At 68.0% G+C, this 14,817-nt stretch carries 13 protein-coding genes and 1 pseudogene; 6 read left to right on the forward strand and 8 right to left on the reverse strand.

Features of this window, described 5'->3' with window-relative positions; translation table 11 throughout:
- The coding region (locus tag VFG33_RS28435) for a hypothetical protein (RefSeq protein WP_325056045.1) at positions 1-279 on the forward strand (279 nt) is incomplete at its 5' end.
- A gap of 20 nt (positions 280-299) precedes the next feature.
- Here the strand turns inward: VFG33_RS28435 and VFG33_RS28440 are convergent.
- Both VFG33_RS28440 and VFG33_RS28445 read right to left on the reverse strand, forming a co-directional pair.
- On the reverse strand, positions 300-698 hold the full coding sequence (locus tag VFG33_RS28440; protein ID WP_325056046.1) for a PPOX class F420-dependent oxidoreductase: 399 nt from the start codon (positions 696-698) through the stop codon (positions 300-302).
- A gap of 16 nt (positions 699-714) precedes the next feature.
- Complete coding sequence (locus VFG33_RS28445; RefSeq protein WP_325056047.1) at positions 715-1,752, reverse strand: hypothetical protein; 1,038 nt, start codon at positions 1,750-1,752, stop codon at positions 715-717.
- Positions 1,753-1,988: 236 nt separating this feature from the next.
- Between VFG33_RS28445 and VFG33_RS28450 the strand changes: the two genes are divergently transcribed.
- Both VFG33_RS28450 and VFG33_RS28455 read left to right on the forward strand, forming a co-directional pair.
- Positions 1,989-3,212 (forward strand): neutral zinc metallopeptidase, encoded by a 1,224-nt coding sequence (locus VFG33_RS28450; RefSeq protein WP_325056048.1) that lies wholly within the window; start codon positions 1,989-1,991, stop codon positions 3,210-3,212.
- 26 nt (positions 3,213-3,238) lie between these two features.
- Positions 3,239-4,555: a neutral zinc metallopeptidase gene (locus tag VFG33_RS28455; protein WP_325056049.1), complete on the forward strand. Its 1,317-nt coding sequence runs from the start codon at positions 3,239-3,241 to the stop codon at positions 4,553-4,555.
- Here the strand turns inward: VFG33_RS28455 and VFG33_RS28460 are convergent.
- The gene (locus VFG33_RS28460) at positions 4,548-5,003 is read right to left on the reverse strand and encodes a GNAT family N-acetyltransferase (protein WP_325056050.1); all 456 of its coding nucleotides are present in this window, start codon (positions 5,001-5,003) and stop codon (positions 4,548-4,550) included. The two genes, VFG33_RS28455 and VFG33_RS28460, sit on opposite strands and share 8 nt — an antisense overlap.
- Before the next feature lie 155 nt (positions 5,004-5,158).
- On the opposite strand from VFG33_RS28460, the gene VFG33_RS28465 reads away from it, so the two are divergent.
- Positions 5,159-6,112 carry a mechanosensitive ion channel family protein gene (locus VFG33_RS28465; RefSeq protein WP_325056051.1) on the forward strand — a complete coding sequence of 318 codons (954 nt, stop codon included), beginning with the start codon at positions 5,159-5,161 and terminating at the stop codon, positions 6,110-6,112.
- Positions 6,113-6,207: 95 nt separating this feature from the next.
- Here the strand turns inward: VFG33_RS28465 and abmR are convergent, their stop codons facing one another.
- The 4 genes from abmR to VFG33_RS28485 all read right to left on the reverse strand — a co-directional run bounded on the left by abmR (position 6,208) and on the right by VFG33_RS28485 (position 10,324).
- On the reverse strand, positions 6,208-6,738 hold the full coding sequence (abmR, locus tag VFG33_RS28470) for an ATP-binding transcription factor AbmR (protein WP_325056052.1): 531 nt from the start codon (positions 6,736-6,738) through the stop codon (positions 6,208-6,210).
- Positions 6,739-6,772: 34 nt separating this feature from the next.
- Positions 6,773-7,819 carry an N-acetylglucosamine kinase gene (locus VFG33_RS28475; protein WP_325056053.1) on the reverse strand — a complete coding sequence of 349 codons (1,047 nt, stop codon included), beginning with the start codon at positions 7,817-7,819 and terminating at the stop codon, positions 6,773-6,775.
- Between the two features lie 2 nt (positions 7,820-7,821).
- Complete coding sequence (locus tag VFG33_RS28480) at positions 7,822-9,075, reverse strand: 6-phospho-beta-glucosidase (RefSeq protein WP_325056054.1); 1,254 nt, start codon at positions 9,073-9,075, stop codon at positions 7,822-7,824.
- 76 nt (positions 9,076-9,151) lie between these two features.
- Positions 9,152-10,324: an ROK family transcriptional regulator gene (locus VFG33_RS28485; RefSeq protein ID WP_325056055.1), complete on the reverse strand. Its 1,173-nt coding sequence runs from the start codon at positions 10,322-10,324 to the stop codon at positions 9,152-9,154.
- Positions 10,325-10,531: 207 nt separating this feature from the next.
- Between VFG33_RS28485 and VFG33_RS28490 the strand changes: the two genes are divergently transcribed.
- Entirely contained in the window at positions 10,532-12,244 is a 1,713-nt protein-coding gene (locus VFG33_RS28490; RefSeq protein WP_325056056.1) for an ABC transporter ATP-binding protein, read from the forward strand.
- Positions 12,241-14,007: an ABC transporter ATP-binding protein gene (locus tag VFG33_RS28495; RefSeq protein ID WP_325056057.1), complete on the forward strand. Its 1,767-nt coding sequence runs from the start codon at positions 12,241-12,243 to the stop codon at positions 14,005-14,007. The genes VFG33_RS28490 and VFG33_RS28495 overlap by 4 nt, the downstream gene beginning before the upstream one ends.
- Here VFG33_RS28495 and VFG33_RS28500 read toward each other — a convergent pair.
- A pseudogene (locus VFG33_RS28500) lies at positions 13,985-14,673 on the reverse strand (uracil-DNA glycosylase). The gene VFG33_RS28495 and the pseudogene VFG33_RS28500 sit on opposite strands and share 23 nt — an antisense overlap.
- Between the last annotated feature and the right edge of the window lie 144 nt (positions 14,674-14,817).

A 14,817-nucleotide genomic window follows, 5' to 3' on the forward strand; every position in this document is an offset into this window, starting at 1 on the left:
AGCCGCGATCGCTCGATCCAGCGCCGCGCCTGGAACTACCGCGCCGACATCCCCACCGGCGATTTCCAGCCCACCGATCCGTCGACCGTCGAAGTCCGCTGGTTCCCGATCCCCGAAGCGATCGCCCTGCTGGAAGAACTCTCCTACCCACCTCGGACCCACCCAGCCCTGGCTTACCTCCGTCAAACGGCACCCACCCCGGCCCACTGGACCTTCACATTCGACCAGGCGATGCCCTTCAACACCCGCACCTACGAGATCAACCGAGCCGGCAACTAAGCGGGTACTGCGGTGGAGGTTCAGACGTGCTCGATGGTCCTCTCCGGGGTGATCCGAATGACGGTTCGAATGACCTCGGCAGGGAGCTGGAGGTACTCCTCGCCGGCGCCCGGCCCGGCGTACAGCTCGGCCAGCCGGACCGCGACGGCCCGTCCGACGTCTTCCGTGACGGTCGCGGGACCGCGGAACTCGACGTACCGGTCCGGATCAGCCTTGTCGATCACCAGCAGACTGGCGCGTGGATGATTCCGCAGATTGGTGTCCTTCTGCCGCCCGAGCTGCGTGGACACCACCAAGTCGTCCCCGTCCCGCCCAACCCAAACCACCGACGTCTGAGGCGTCCCATCCGCCCCCACAGTCGCCAGCACCGCCGGATTAGCCCCATCCAACAACTCCACCGCCACCACACTGAATCCCATTCCCCAGATCCTATGTTCAGCGTGGGAGGACGGTGAGGGGGTGGGCGGTGGTGGGGGCGAGGAGAACTCGGGGACCGAGGGGGCTGGACAGGTGGACGGTGACAGGGTGACTTCGGCCGGCCAGGTCGGCTGCCTCCGGTGCGTCGGGACCTGGCGGGACGTAGGGCTCTGGCTCAGTGATCAGAAGGACGGCTGTGGGGGATTCGAGGGCGTGGACCCGGCTTCCTGCGAACAGAACGATCTCGACGGAGCGGCCGTCGGCGGCGAGATAGGCCGGGAAACCGTTGTCGAAGCGACGGACGTCGGGGTCGAGGGCGGCTGGCCACCAGGTCGTCGCCTCTATGTCGGGGTCCAGGACGATGCCGCGACCGAGGGCGTTCTCGATCTCGATCTCGAGACTGTACGCCGGGAGGCGCCGGTTGCCGCGGTCTGTCGGGAAATCGGCCAGCACACGTTCGGCCGAGAGCACCCGGATCGGGGCGCCTTGCCAGCGGGGACTCGTCTGCGGCTGGAGATTCTCGAGAACGCCAGGCGGCAGTTTCACCTCGGAGACGACGGGCGCTGCCGCAGAGGCGAGCTTGTTTTCCATGGTGGGAAAGTACGGCAGTCGACCAGGCGGGCCGGTCAGCACGATCGGCCGAGGATCCGCGTCGACCGGGAAGTCGTTCCAGAGCGCTAGCGCCGCTTCAGGTTCCAGGGGACGTCGCCAGCGCGGTCGGGTCTTCGGTCGCACCTGGCTGACATGGACAGCGGTTTGTGGGGCCTCGATTGGCTCCAGAACGGCGGCGAGGGCTGTGGCGACGCAGTGGTAGTCCTTGATGAGGGGGCCGACCAGGGTCGGGTCCGGTTCCAGGGTGGTGAGGCCCTTGGTGAGGTCGTGGATTCTGTCCTCGCGAGTGGGGTTGCGGAGGTTGGTCCGGCGGTTGAACGACCTCCAGCGGCGGAAGCCCAGCTCAAGAAGTCTTCCCTGCAAGGCAGGCGAGGGGATCGGGCAGCCGGCATCCCAGAGTTCCCGCAAAGCTGCCATCGCCAGCGAACCGGTCCGATCGTCCATGGAGCCAGCCTCAGGACATCGACCGGCCGCCGTCAATCTCCAGAGTCTCGTGGCGGAGAGTAGGTAGTTGGGTGGATTCTGTGAGCGGGAGATGTCAATAGCTGCAATTTGGTACAGCGTGGGCTGTTTGCGGCATATCATCTTGCGGCAGGTCCGGCTGGGGGGATACGGCTCACTCCTGCGTTCGAGCGATCAGTCCTGCCGTCGGCGGGGCTCAGGAGAACTGGGGAGAACTCATGCCGGACGACTCGGCGCCGAAGCCTGGGCATTTCCTGCCTGGTGGTGAGGGTGAAACACCTCCCGATCCGGCCGCCCCGCCGGGCTCGACGCCGCTTAGTGGGCCGTCGTTGCGGACCGGGACCTCTTTGGGTGGGACTCCGCTGCAGGGTGGATCCAATCCCTTGTCGGCGCCCACGCCGCGCCTCGGGGCGTCCACACCGGCCGGCCCACCGCAGCTCAGTGGGTCGCGGCTCGGGCCGCCGAAGCCCGATGATCCTGCGGCTGCGGCGTTCAAGGCGCGCTACTCGCCGGAGCCGATCCCGTTCATGCCGAAGAAGCGGTCGAAGGCGCTGATCGCCGGGATCGTCGTCGGCGTATTGGTGGTCGTCGGTGGCGGAGTCGCCGGCGCCGTGAAGGTGCTCTCGTCGTACGACGATTTCGTGGCGAACCCGATGGGCACGCCGTCCGTCAAGACCACCGACGACCAGGCTGGCTCGGACGAGCCGACCGCCAAGCCGACGCCGGATCTCGTAGTACAGAAGGAGAACAAGCTCTACGCGATCGGCAAGCTGGCTCCGGCGGGGTGCAAGGAACCGGCGTACCGGCCGACCTCCAAGGAGAACGTCAAGGCCTACTACCAGGCCCTGCTGATCTGCATGAACAAGGCGTGGGAGCCGGCCGTCCGCAAGGCTGGGTTCGACTTCCACCCGCCGAAGCTGATCATGTTCGACGACGGCCAGGAGACCGCCTGCGGAGTACAGGAGAAGGTCTCCTCGTACTGCGATGCCGATGGTGGGAGCGTCGCGATGCCCTGGGAGGACCTGGAGGACGACTACCGGCATAACAGCGCCCTCGCCCGGGTGGACATGGCCGACTCCCTCGGGTACGTCTACGGCGTGCACATCCAGAATCTGACCGGCATCTTCGACGCGTCGGAGAGTATCGGGGACACGGCGCCGAACGCGGCGGCCAAGCTGGAGCAGGACCGCCGCCAGGCGTTGCAGGCGACCTGCCTCTCCGCGGTGTTCCTGGGCGCGGAAAAGGCCACTTTCCCGATCCGCGGCCAGCTGCTGCAGCAGTGGAATTGGCGTAGCAAGAACAGTGGCGATGAGAACACTGAGGACAAGGTGCGCGACCATGGTTCCCGCAAGAGCGTGGAGCTGTGGATGACGCGTGGATTCAGCACGACGAACCCCAGCGCCTGCAACACTTTCGTGGCAGCGGCGAACCAGGTCAGCTGATCATTGAACGGACTGGGGAACGACTGATGGCTGACGAGGAGCCGGCAGCAGTGCCGGACCCGGCACAGGACGCGCCGAAGCCTGGGCACTTCCTGCCCGGCGGCGCGGGTGAGACACCGGAAAACGCCGGTACTACGCCTCCGCGGCCCCTCAATCGTCAGGAGGAGTCCGGCCTCGGGAAGGCCCGCCCTGTGCGAGGCGAGGTGAACCCGCCGCTCCGCAAGGCGGCTCCGCTGCCCACGGATCCCGCGGACGCCGGCGGTTTCGGAGCTCCGCCGCCGGCACCGCTGCAGGGTGCCCCGTTCATCCCGTTGACGGGCACTCGCCGCCCCGGCGGAACGCAGTCGGTCGGCTGGAACTCGCCCTCCTCGCGAAGCGGCGCCCAGTACTCCGCCGAGCCGCCGCCGCTCAAGCAGCAGCGGCGGTTCTCCAAGCAGATGATCATCGGTCTCTCGGTGCTGCTCGTGCTGGTGCTCACCGGTGGCGGGGTGGCCAGTTTCAAGCTGATCGACTCGTACGACAACACGGTCGACAACCCGCTGTCCAACCCGTCGGTGAAGCAGACCGAGGAGCCGATGCCGGCACCACCTCAACCTACTGTGACGGTGACCGTTCAGCCGGTGCCGGACGCCGTACGGGTGAAGGAGAACAAGCTGTACGTCGTCGGCAAGGTGCCGACCGTCAACTGTGTCGAGCCGACCGTCAAGCCGGCGAACCAGGCCGGGGTGCTGAAGTATTACCAGGCCATGCTGCCGTGCCTGAACAAGGCCTGGGAGCCCCTGATCCGCAAGGCCGGATACCCGTTCCGGGCGCCGAAGCTGGTGCTCTGGACCAAGACGTTGCCGTCGGCATGCAGTGGTGAGAGCGACCTGGCGTTCTACTGCGGCGACGACGAGACGATCACGATGCGCTGGCAGAACGACGTGAAGAACTACAAGGTGGACAAGGAAGCCGCGCGGGTCGAGATGATGGACACGCTGGCGCACGAGTACGGCCACCACGTCCAGTGGCTGACCAACATCCTGATCTCATCGGACTCGCGCGAAGGCTGGGCGACCACCGAAGCTGCCAAGCTGGAGGAGAGCCGCCGCCTCGAACTGCAGGCGAACTGCCTCGGCTCAGCCTTCCTCGGCGCGAACAAGAACACACTCGGCCTGGCCGGCGGCCGCAAGCTCGACTTCTGGGAATGGCAGACCAAGCACAGCGGCGACGAGTACAACCCGAAGAAGAAGCGCGACCACGGCTCCCGTAAGAACCAGTGGCTCTGGTCCGGCTCCGCCTTCAAGACCACCACCCCCGCCTCCTGCAACACCTTCACCGCCTCGGCGGACAAGGTCAGCTGAGCGGGAGCTTGAAGCCTTCGTGGCTGTTCTCGAAGCCGAGGCGGGTGTAGAAGCGGTGGGCGTCGAGGCGGGTCTTGTCCGAGGTCAGTTGGACCAGGCCGCAGCCGCGGGCGCGGGATTCCTCGACGGCCCATTCCATCAGCGTGGTGCCCAGGCCCAGACCGCGAGCTGAGGCGGCGACCCGGACCGCCTCGACCAGGCCGCGGGAGGCGCCGCGGCGGGACAGACCGGGGATGAACGTGAGCTGCAGGGTGCCGAGCAGCTCGCCGTTGCGTTCGGCAACCACCAGGAGTTGGTTGACGTCGGCATCGATCGCCTCGAACGCCCGCTGGTACGGCGTGAGGTCGGTCAGGTCCTCCCGGCCGACGCCGAGTTGGTCGTCGACGAGCAAGGCGAGGATTCCGGGGACGTCGGTGGCGGTGGCGCGGCGGATCACGACATCGGTCATGCCTTATGCAATCACATTGCGTTAGGTGACAGGCGTTTGAGGGTCGCGGCGCCGGGCACGGGGGAGCTGACACCACTGCATCCGCCCGTAGCCGGAGTCGCGCGGAGCGGGTGCGTGATGGCGGGTGCGGGCCAGTTCGGGAAGGAAATGGTCCGATGTCTGTGTTGGCGATCGACTTCACCCAACCCTTCGAAGATGCCTTCGGCAAGCTTCTGGGATTCATCCCCAATCTGCTCGGCGGCATCGTCATCCTGGTGGTCGGCTACTTCGTCGCGAAGGTGCTCGGCAAGCTCGTCGGCAAACTGCTCGGCAGGGTCGGCTTCGACCAGTGGATGGAACGAGCCGGCGTCTCCGGCGTACTGCAGCGATCCGGTACCGGGCTGACCGCGTCGGCGATGCTCGGCAAGGTCGTGTTCTGGTTCGTGTTCCTGATCAGCTTCACGATGTTCGCGTCCGCGCTCGGCGTACCGGAGATCTCGAATTTCATGAGCGACATGCTCGCCTACATCCCGCGGATCTTCGCCGCGATCGTGATCGTCTGCCTGGCCGCGCTGTTCGCGAACTTCCTGGCCGCGATCATCCGCGGTGCGACGGGCAACGAGACGCTGGCCAAGATCGGGAAGTACGCGATCCTGGTGTACGCCGCGTTCGCGGCGCTGACACAGCTGGGGATCGCGGTCCAGCTGACCGGGAACACGTTGCTGATCGTGCTCGGTGGTGCGGCGCTCGCACTCGGCCTGGCATTTGGCCTCGGCGGCCGGGAGATGGCGGGCGAGGCACTCCGCACGCTGTTCGAACGCGGCTCGGCGATGGCGGCAGCCAACAACACCGCAGCCCGTACTGCGGGGTCGAACGGCATGGCTGACTCCAACGGCACCAGCCAAGGTGGTTACCAGCCTGCACAGGGCCAGGGCGGATACCAGGCCCAGGGTCAGGGTGATTACCAGTCCGCGCAGGGGATGCCGGAGTCGCAGCAGTCTGCCCCGCAGTACCCGGCCTCGCATGGTGCTCCGCAGTCCGGTGGTTGGTCCAACCCTGCTGAGGGGGCCAGCGGCGGGAACTGGACCGGTGGGGAGAACGGCTGGAACGGGTCGCAGGGCGGCCGGTAGACCCTCGCGCCGGTTGGGGGTCACCGCCGGCGTGAGAAGAACGGGCGGGCGCGATCGGATCGGATCGCGCCCGCCCCGTTTCGTACAGAGGAGCTTTAGTCCTCGGTGGCGTCGGGGCCTGCGCGGCGGACGTCTTCTACCTTTGCCATGGCTTCGCGGAGCTCGCCGAGCCAGGCTTCGCTGTGCTGGGCGACGAGCTTGACGCACCAGCCGAGTGCGTCGCTGCGGGACCGGGCTACGCCGGCGTCGACGAGCGTGTCGAGCACCTGCCGCTCGGACTGCCGCAGCCGCGTCATCACCGGCGCCGACAGCGACGTGAAGATGGTCTTGGTCTCGCCGGCCTGCACACCCCAGGCGACCTTGCGCCGGGTCGCGTGCTCCAGTTCGCGTGCGATCTCGATCCGCTTCTCCCGGGTGTCCTCCCGGAACTGCTTGATCCTGCCCTCCTCGGCGCCGGACCGCGCGGCCGCACTGACCTCACCGTCCTGCTCCGGAGCCGGAATCCTGCCGACCACGAGAATCTCGTCGCGGTCGATACTCACCTCTGGCTCGCCCTCGAACCAGTCGGACGGAAGCCGACCAGTCAGCCAACCCCGAACCCGCTCACCCTCTTGCTGTGTACTCATGATTACATGATTACACCCCACGCAAGCCCCGTGCCTAGGCCGCGGGGGATGCGGCGTAGGAGGAGCGGAGAGTGAGGTGGGCTGAGGGGGCTGCGTTGGTGTGGTCGAGGCCTAGGAGGGCGGCGCCGACTACTGGTGGGACGTCTACCACGCGGGCGACGGCCTTCGGGGCTGCGGTGGCGAGGAGGCGGACGACTGTTTCTGTCAGGAGGGGGTGGCCCGCGGTGAGGACGCCTCCGCCCAGTACTACGTCTGTCGGCTCGTCCAGGAGGTCGAGGCGGCGCATTGCCACGACCGCCATGGCTACGACCTCCTCTGCCTGGTGTTGGACGACTGCTTTGGCGATCGCGTCGCCTGCTGCGGCTACTTGGAAGAGGAGTGGGCTTGCTTCGAGGCGGCGGTTCACTGGGAGGTCGCCGAGGTGGAAGGCCTCGATCAGGGCGGCCATCGACTCCACGCCGTAGTGCGCGGGAAGGGCCGTCTCCAGGGCGGTGGTCGGGCCACGGCCGTCGGCGGATCGTGCTGCCGCCCAGAAGGCCTCGTCCGCTAGTTGTTGCCCACCGCCCCAATCTCCGGAGATCTTGCCGATAGCCGCGAAGCGCGCAGTACGGCCGTCGGGTAGTAGGCCGGCGCAGTTGATGCCGGCGCCGCAGACGACTGCGACGCCGCGCGGCTCGTCCACTCCAGCGCGCAGCAGGGCGAAGGTGTCGTTCGCGACGTACACCGAGGTTCCCCAGCCGAACGAGCGGAAAGATTCGGCGAGCTGTTCTTCCTCGATCGGCAGATCCGCATTCGCCAGGCATGCGGAAACTTGCTGCACCAACGGACCTCGACCAGGCGCCCGCCCACCGTCGCCGACCACCAGGCCTGCGTCCGCGCAGGCGGCTAGGACCAGGGGTTCCAGGGCGGTCACCGCGGCGAGTGCTCCGACGAGGTGCGGCTCGAAGCCGCCGCCCCGCGCGGTACCGAGGACTGTTCCGTCGGCGGCGACGAGGGCGACGTCGGTCTTGCTGTTGCCGGCGTCGAAGGCGAGCACGCCGCCCGGGACCAGCGGTCTGACCAGACCTACCTCGTCCGCCATCGTCACGCCCACGGCAGGTACTCGCGGTTGTGCGCGAGCAGTTTGTCGGTGAGCGCCTTCGCGTACTCGATCTGCCCGATCAGCGGATGCGCCAGCAAAGCGGTGAACACGCGCTCCGCACCGCCCTTCTTCGCCGCTTCCAGCGCCAGATTCTCGTACGCCGTGACGCTGGCGACCAGGCCGGCGTACAACGGTTCGAGCGGCGCGATCGGCAGCGGCGTAGTACCGGCTGCTCCAACAGTCGCCGGGACCTCGATCACCGCGTCGTCCGGGAGGAACGGCAACGCCCCGTTGTTGAGGGTGTTCACCACCTGTACGTCGCCCGTGTCGTTCAGCAGCGAGGACGCCAAGGCGACCGCGGCCTCCGAGTAGTAGGCGCCGCCACGTTGTTCCAGCAGCGCGGGCTTCTCGTCCAGAGCAGGATCCGCATAGAGATCGAGCAACTGCTTCTCGATCGCCGCAACCTCCGCAGCCCGCGACGGCTTCTCCAGCAGCTCGCGAACCACCTCGTCGTGCGCGTAGAAGTACCGCAGGTAGTACGACGGGACAACACCGAGCTGCAGCAGCAACTCCGCCGGCAGGTGCAGGTCGTCCGCGAGCTCGGCCGCGTGCGACGCCAGCAACTTCGGCAGCACGTCCTCGCCGCCGACCCGTACGCCGCGCTCCCAGGTCAGGTGGTTCAACCCCACGTGATCCAGCGCCACCTGGTCCGGCGTGACCCCGAGCATCCGCGCGAACCGCCGCTGGAAGCCGATCGCCACGTTGCACAGTCCGACAGCCTTGTGTCCCTCGGAGAGCAGCGCTCGCGTGACGATCCCCACCGGGTTGGTGAAGTCGATGATCCACGCGTCCGGGTTGGACCGGCGCACGCGCTCGGCGATGTCCAGGACGACCGGCACCGTGCGCAGTGCCTTCGCGAGGCCGCCCGCACCGGTGGTTTCTTGCCCGACGCAACCACATTCGAGCGGCCAGGTCTCGTCCTGGTTCCGCGCGGCCTGCCCGCCGACGCGGAGCTGCAGCAGGACCGCATCCGCTCCGTCGATACCCTCGTCGAGGCTCGACGTGGTGACGATCCGGCCCGGATGCCCTTGTTTTGCGAAGATCCGCGCAGCCAGCCCTCCGACCAGTTCGAGCCGATCCGGCGCCGGGTCGACCAGGACCAGCTCAGAGACCGGAAGCGACGAGCGCAAGCGGGCGAAGCCGTCGATGAGTTCGGGCGTGTAGGTGGATCCGCCGCCTACGACTGTGAGTTTCATCCTTGCTCCTGATCTGATTCCCTTGCGTCCGAAGAAGGTGGGGCTATAGCGCAAGGTTCTTCGGACGCAAGCTGGTTTAGGCGGTGTCGAAGACTTCGTCGCGGGTGGAGGTCAGGGCTGACTGCAGTGCGCCGGCCAGGACCGGGTCGGTGGGGATGGCGGTCATCAGCAGCCGGGGGCGCGGTACTGCGAGTTCGGCGAGCTCGTCCTGGACCAGGCCGCGCAAGCGCTCCCCGCCGGCGGTGATCACCCCTCCGGCGAGCACGATCAGTTCGGGATCGACGACGGCGACGATCGCGGCAAGACCGACCGCGAGCCGATGCGCGAACTCGCCGAGCACGGTGTCACCCGCGCCCGGGGTCTGCAGGGCTGCGGCGATTGCGGCCTCCGGAGTACGGGCCTTGAGGCCATTGGCGCGGGCAAGTTCGAGGACTGGTTCTCCACCGGCGAGTTCCTGGAAGCCGCCGGCGTTGTTGCGGCCGACGTTGCGCACCAGCGGGGTGCCGGGCAGTGGCAGGAAGGCGACCTCACCGGCGCCGCCGGTGGCTCCGCGGACCAGCCGTCCGCCGATCACGATCGCCGCGCCGATGCCCTCGTCGCCCCAGAGCATGACGAAGTTGTCGCTGTCTCCTGCGTGGCCGACGCGTTGTTCGGCGACGGCGGCCAGGTTCACGTCGTTCTCGACCTCGAGCGGTACTGCGATCGCGGCGGCGAGCTCCTCGAGCAGGTGCGGCGCGTGCCAGCCCGGCAGGTGCGTGGCGTACCGCAGCCGTCCGGTGGTCGGGTCGAAACCACCGGGCGTCCCGATCGAGACACGGTGCAGGCGGTCCCGGGTCAGCCCGGCTTCTCCCAGAGCTCCGTCGAGGGCCTTCACCACTCGCTCGACGGTTCCCTTGGCACTCCGGCCGGGGGTGGCCAGCTCATACTTGCCGACCACTTTGCCGGTGAGGTCCGCGACGGCCGAGCGGATCCGGGTCGGCGTGACGTCGAGGCCGGCGACGTACGCGATGCCGCCGTTGATCTCGTACAGCTGGGCATTCGGGCCGGGACGGCCGGCACTCGTACCGCTCGCGCGAACCAGGCCGGCGCTCGCCAGCCGGGAAAGCAGCTGCGACGCGGTCGGCTTGGACAGGCCGGTGAGGTTGCCGAGCGTGGTCCGTGACAGCGGGCCGTGGGCCAGCAGCAGGTCGAGAGCGGCACGGTCGTTCATCGCGCGGAGCAGGCGGGGTGTACCGGGTGTGCTTGCCATGCGCTAACCCTGCCCTCCTCCGTCGCCCGAGCCCGCTCGCCGTGCCGGTTCCGGCCCGAGCAGCTGAACTGTTAGGAAAGTTTCCTATTACGGCGAGACCGTACGGTGATCGCCCGGCGGGTGTCAATCGATCAGACGGGATCGATCCCTGACTTCCAGCTGAGTTAGGGTTGCCTAACCCATCTCCGCCAGGGAAAGGCCGGTCCGTTGCGCAGACAGTTCGAACTGGGGGAAGAACTGACCGCCGGAAAGGTGCTTCGCAGGTCCATCGGGCGGCATCGTGGTCGTCTCACCGTCGGCGTCCTGGTGCTGTCGCTGCATCAGGCGACCGAGGCGGCGGTCCCGATCGCGATCGGCATCTTCGTGGACCAGGCCGTCTCCACCGGTGACCTGCAGCCGCTGCTGTGGTGTGTGCTGATGATGATCGTGCTGTTCGCCGTACTGTCGAACGCCTGGAAGACCGGTGCCCGGCAGGTGGTTCGCGCGATCGAGCAGGAGACCCACCTGCTGCGGCTGGAGATCGCCGCGCGGGTGCTGGACCCTCGCGGTCACCGCACCGGTCTGCGGGCGGGCGAACTGCTCTCCATCGCGACCTCCGATGCGGAGAAGACCTCACTGGTGATGCGGGCGGTGTCGATCGGCTCCGCAGGTGTCGCGGCGCTGACGGTCTCCTCGGTGGCGCTGCTGCTGATCGACGTGCCACTCGGGCTCGGGGTGGCGATCGGAGTCCCGCTGCTGGTGCTGGGGATCCAGGCGCTGTCGCCGCTGCTGACCCGACGTACGTCGACCCAGCAAGAGGCGGTCGCGAGCACTACTGCGCTCGCCACCGACCTGGTGAGCGGGTTGCGTACCTTGCGCGGCATCGGCGCTCAGCACAACGCGGCCGAGCGGTATCGCCGGTCGAGCCAGGCCACCCTCAAGGCAACCCTGCGCGCGGCGTCTACCAACGGCCTGCAGGACGGAGTCATGACGGCGTTGAGCGGTCTGCTGTTGGCTGCGGTGGCGGGTGTCGCCGGGTGGTTCGCGATCAACGGACGCATCAGCATCGGGGAGCTCATCACCGTGGTCGGCCTGGCCCAGTTCATCGCGGAACCCGTCGGCACCCTCGGGTACTGCGGGCAGGTCGCCGCGATGGCTCGTGCATCGGCCGGTCGGCTGGCAAAGGTGCTCAGCTCGCCGCCACTCATCACTACCGGCGCGGGTACTTCGGTGGATCCGTCCAGGCCGCTGCTGTCGTTGGAAGACGTCAGCTACAAGTCACTGTCCTCGCTCAGCCTTTCCCTGGAGCCAGGTGAGCTCGTCGGCGTGCTCTGCTACGACCCGCGCGACGCGGACGCTCTCCTGACGCTCGTGTCCGGCCGCGCCCCCGAACACGAGGGCCGCATCCTGATTGGCGGCAGTGCGGTCGAGGAGCTCGACATCGACCTCGTACGCCGCTCTGTCCTGGTCGAGCAACACGACACGGACCTGTTCGAGGGCACCCTCCGCAGCAACCTCCTGGCCGGTTCCTCCAATGGGGCAAGGCTCGACGTGGTCGTTGCGGCTGCCGCGGCCACCGATGTCATCGCGGCGCACCCGGAGGGCCTCGACTATCCGCTGGCCGACCGCGGACGCACTCTGTCAGGCGGCCAACGCCAACGGCTCGGCCTGGCCCGAGCCCTGCTGGCGGAACCACCTGTGCTCGTGCTGCACGACCCCAGTACTGCGGTGGACGCCGTGACCGAAGAACTCCTGGCCGAGGGACTGGCTGAGGTCCGTGGCGTCGCCAGTCTGGGGACCTTGGTGTTTACCAGCAGCCCGGCCCTGCTGGGGAAGATGCACCGAGTGCTGGTCGTGCAGGACGGCGCTGTGGTTGCAGAAGGCTCACATGCGGACCTCGCCTCCCGCGACACGGTCTACCAGGAGGCGGTACTCCGATGAGCTCAGAGTTGCTGCCTATCGCGGGTGCCAAGGCCACCTGGATCGTGCTGTGGCAGGAGATCCGCCGGCTGCCGGGCCGGTCGGTGCTTGCCGCCGTGGTGATCACCGTGGCCAGCGCGGCCGGTCTGGTCGCGCCCTGGGCCCTCGGTGTGCTGGTCGACGATATTGCGGCCGGCTCGGACGAGTCCGCCGTAGTACGGGTTGTTCTGTTGATCGGCGGGGCCGCGCTGGTGGCCGGCGTACTGACTGCTGTCGGGGTGACGCTGGTGGCGCGGGTCGGGGAGACCGTGCTGGCGCGGTTGCGGGAGAAGGTGATGGACCGGGTACTGCAGCTGCCGACGCCTGTGCTCGAGAAAGTGCGGACCGGGGATCTGCTGTCCCGGGTGGGCGACGACGTGTCTGCGGTGGCGGCTGCGCTCACGGAGGTCGGGCCGGTTCTGCTGTCTGCGACGTTGACGATCGTGCTCACTGCCGCCGGACTGTTCGCGCTGGACTGGCGGCTCGGGCTCGCGGGGCTGCTGTCGCTGCCGATGTACCTGTTGGCGTTGCGGTGGTACCTGCCTCGGTCGGCACCGTTCTACGGTCGTGAGCGGGTGGCGATGGGCGAGCGGTCGGAGGCGATCATCGCGTCGTTGCGCGGTAGCGCGACTGTCCGTGCGTACCGGCTGGAGGACGCGCAACTGGAGCGGATCGGTTCGCGGTCCGCGGTCGCGCGGGACCTGTCGCTGAAGGTCTTCAAGCTGTACAGCTTCTTCTCCGCGCGGATCAACCACGCGGAGTTCACCGGTCTGACAGCGATCCTGGTCGCCGGCTTCTTCCTGGTACGGGCGGATGCGGTGACCGTCGGTGCGACTACTGCGGCGGCGCTGTACTTCCACCGGCTGTTCAACCCGATCGGTTCGCTGCTGATGCAGTTCGACCAGATCCAGACGGCTGCGGCCGGTCTGGCCCGCCTTGCCGGCGTGATGGAGTTGCCGGCGACTGAGGAGCCGCCGCCGGGACGTACGCCGGCCGATGCGTCGCTGGAACTGGTGGCAGTCGGGCACTCGTACGACGGGCCGTTGGTCGTGGACGGGGTGAATCTGCGGATCCAGCCGGGCGAGCGGGTTGCCCTGGTCGGAGCCAGTGGAGCCGGGAAGACCACGCTGGCAGCGATTGCGGCCGGAGTACTGGTGCCGACGGCTGGGGTGGTTCGGATCGGTGGCGTGGATCTCCGTGAGTTGGGGGAAGCCCGGACGCGTGCACAGGTGGCTCTGCTGAGCCAGGAGGTTCACGTGTTCTCGGGGCCACTTGTGGACGACGTACGACTCGCTCGGGCCGACGCGTCGCCTGCTGAGGTGGAAGCGGCCTTGGAGCGAGTCGGGGCGCTCGCGTGGGTTCGGGCTCTGCCGGAGGGGCTGGACAGCCAGGTTGGTGAGAATGCGCATCAGCTGACGGGTGCGCAGGCACAGCAAGTCGCCCTGGCTCGGCTAGTGCTCGCCGACCCTGCGATCGCAGTACTGGATGAGGCGACTGCTGAAGCGGGTAGTGCGGGGGCGCGGGAGCTGGAGCGAGCTGGTGCGGCCGCTACAGAGGGCCGTGCGACGCTGGTGGTGGCTCACCGGCTTACCCAGGCACAGCAGGCCGACCGGATCGTGGTGCTGGACCACGGGCGGATCGTGGAGTCGGGAACGCACACGGACCTGCTTGCGACAGGTGGTCGCTATGCCCAGCTCTGGCACAGCTGGACCGGCACGGCTGCTACGGAAGGCGCCAGTCGATAGGGGTGCCGCCCTGCTCGACCAGGAGAGCGTTGACCCGGCTGAACGGTCGCGAGCCGAAGAAGCCGCGGTCGGCCGACATCGGCTTGGGTGGGCGCTCTCGACGTACGGCGTGCTGCCGAGCATGGGCTTGAGCGTCTGCGCGTCGCGGCCCCAGAGGATGGCTACGAGCGGGCCGCCGCGTTTCACGAGTGCGTGGATCGCCTGCTCGGTAACAGCCTCCCAGCCCTTGCCCCGGTGTGAGGCGGACTTGCCGGGCTGCACGGTGAGCACTCTGTTGAGCATCAGGACGCCCTGGTCGGCCCAGGGGGTCAGGTCGCCGTTGGAGGGCGCCGGTGCGCCCACGTCCGCCATCAGCTCGCGGTAGATGTTCGCCAGGCTGCGGGGGATCGGCCGTACGTCGGGTGCGACGGAGAAGCTGAGTCCGACTGGGTGGCCAGGTGTCGGGTAAGGATCCTGCCCGACTACGAGCACCTTCACGTCGTTGAGCGGGCGCTGGAAGGCCCGCAGTACGTTCTCTCCCGCCGGGAGGTAGGGGCGGCCGGCGGCGATCTCCGCGCGCAGGAACTCACCCATCCGGCTCACGGTCGCCTCGACCGGCGCGAGGGCCTCCGCCCAGTCCGGCGCGATCAGATCACTCAACGTCTTCGGGCTCACCCGCCCAAGCATCCCAGCCCCAGGTCCCGCCGTACAACGGGGGCGGAAAGTTGCTCGCTGTCGGATCGTCTTCTGCTGTTGGTGTGTCGGTCACCTGAACCGATTGACTCGGCTGGTACACAGGACCCGGCCCCGCAATGTATGAGCTTGCGGGGC

Source organism: Kribbella sp. (assembly GCF_035687465.1).
Taxonomy (GTDB): domain Bacteria; phylum Actinomycetota; class Actinomycetes; order Propionibacteriales; family Kribbellaceae; genus Kribbella.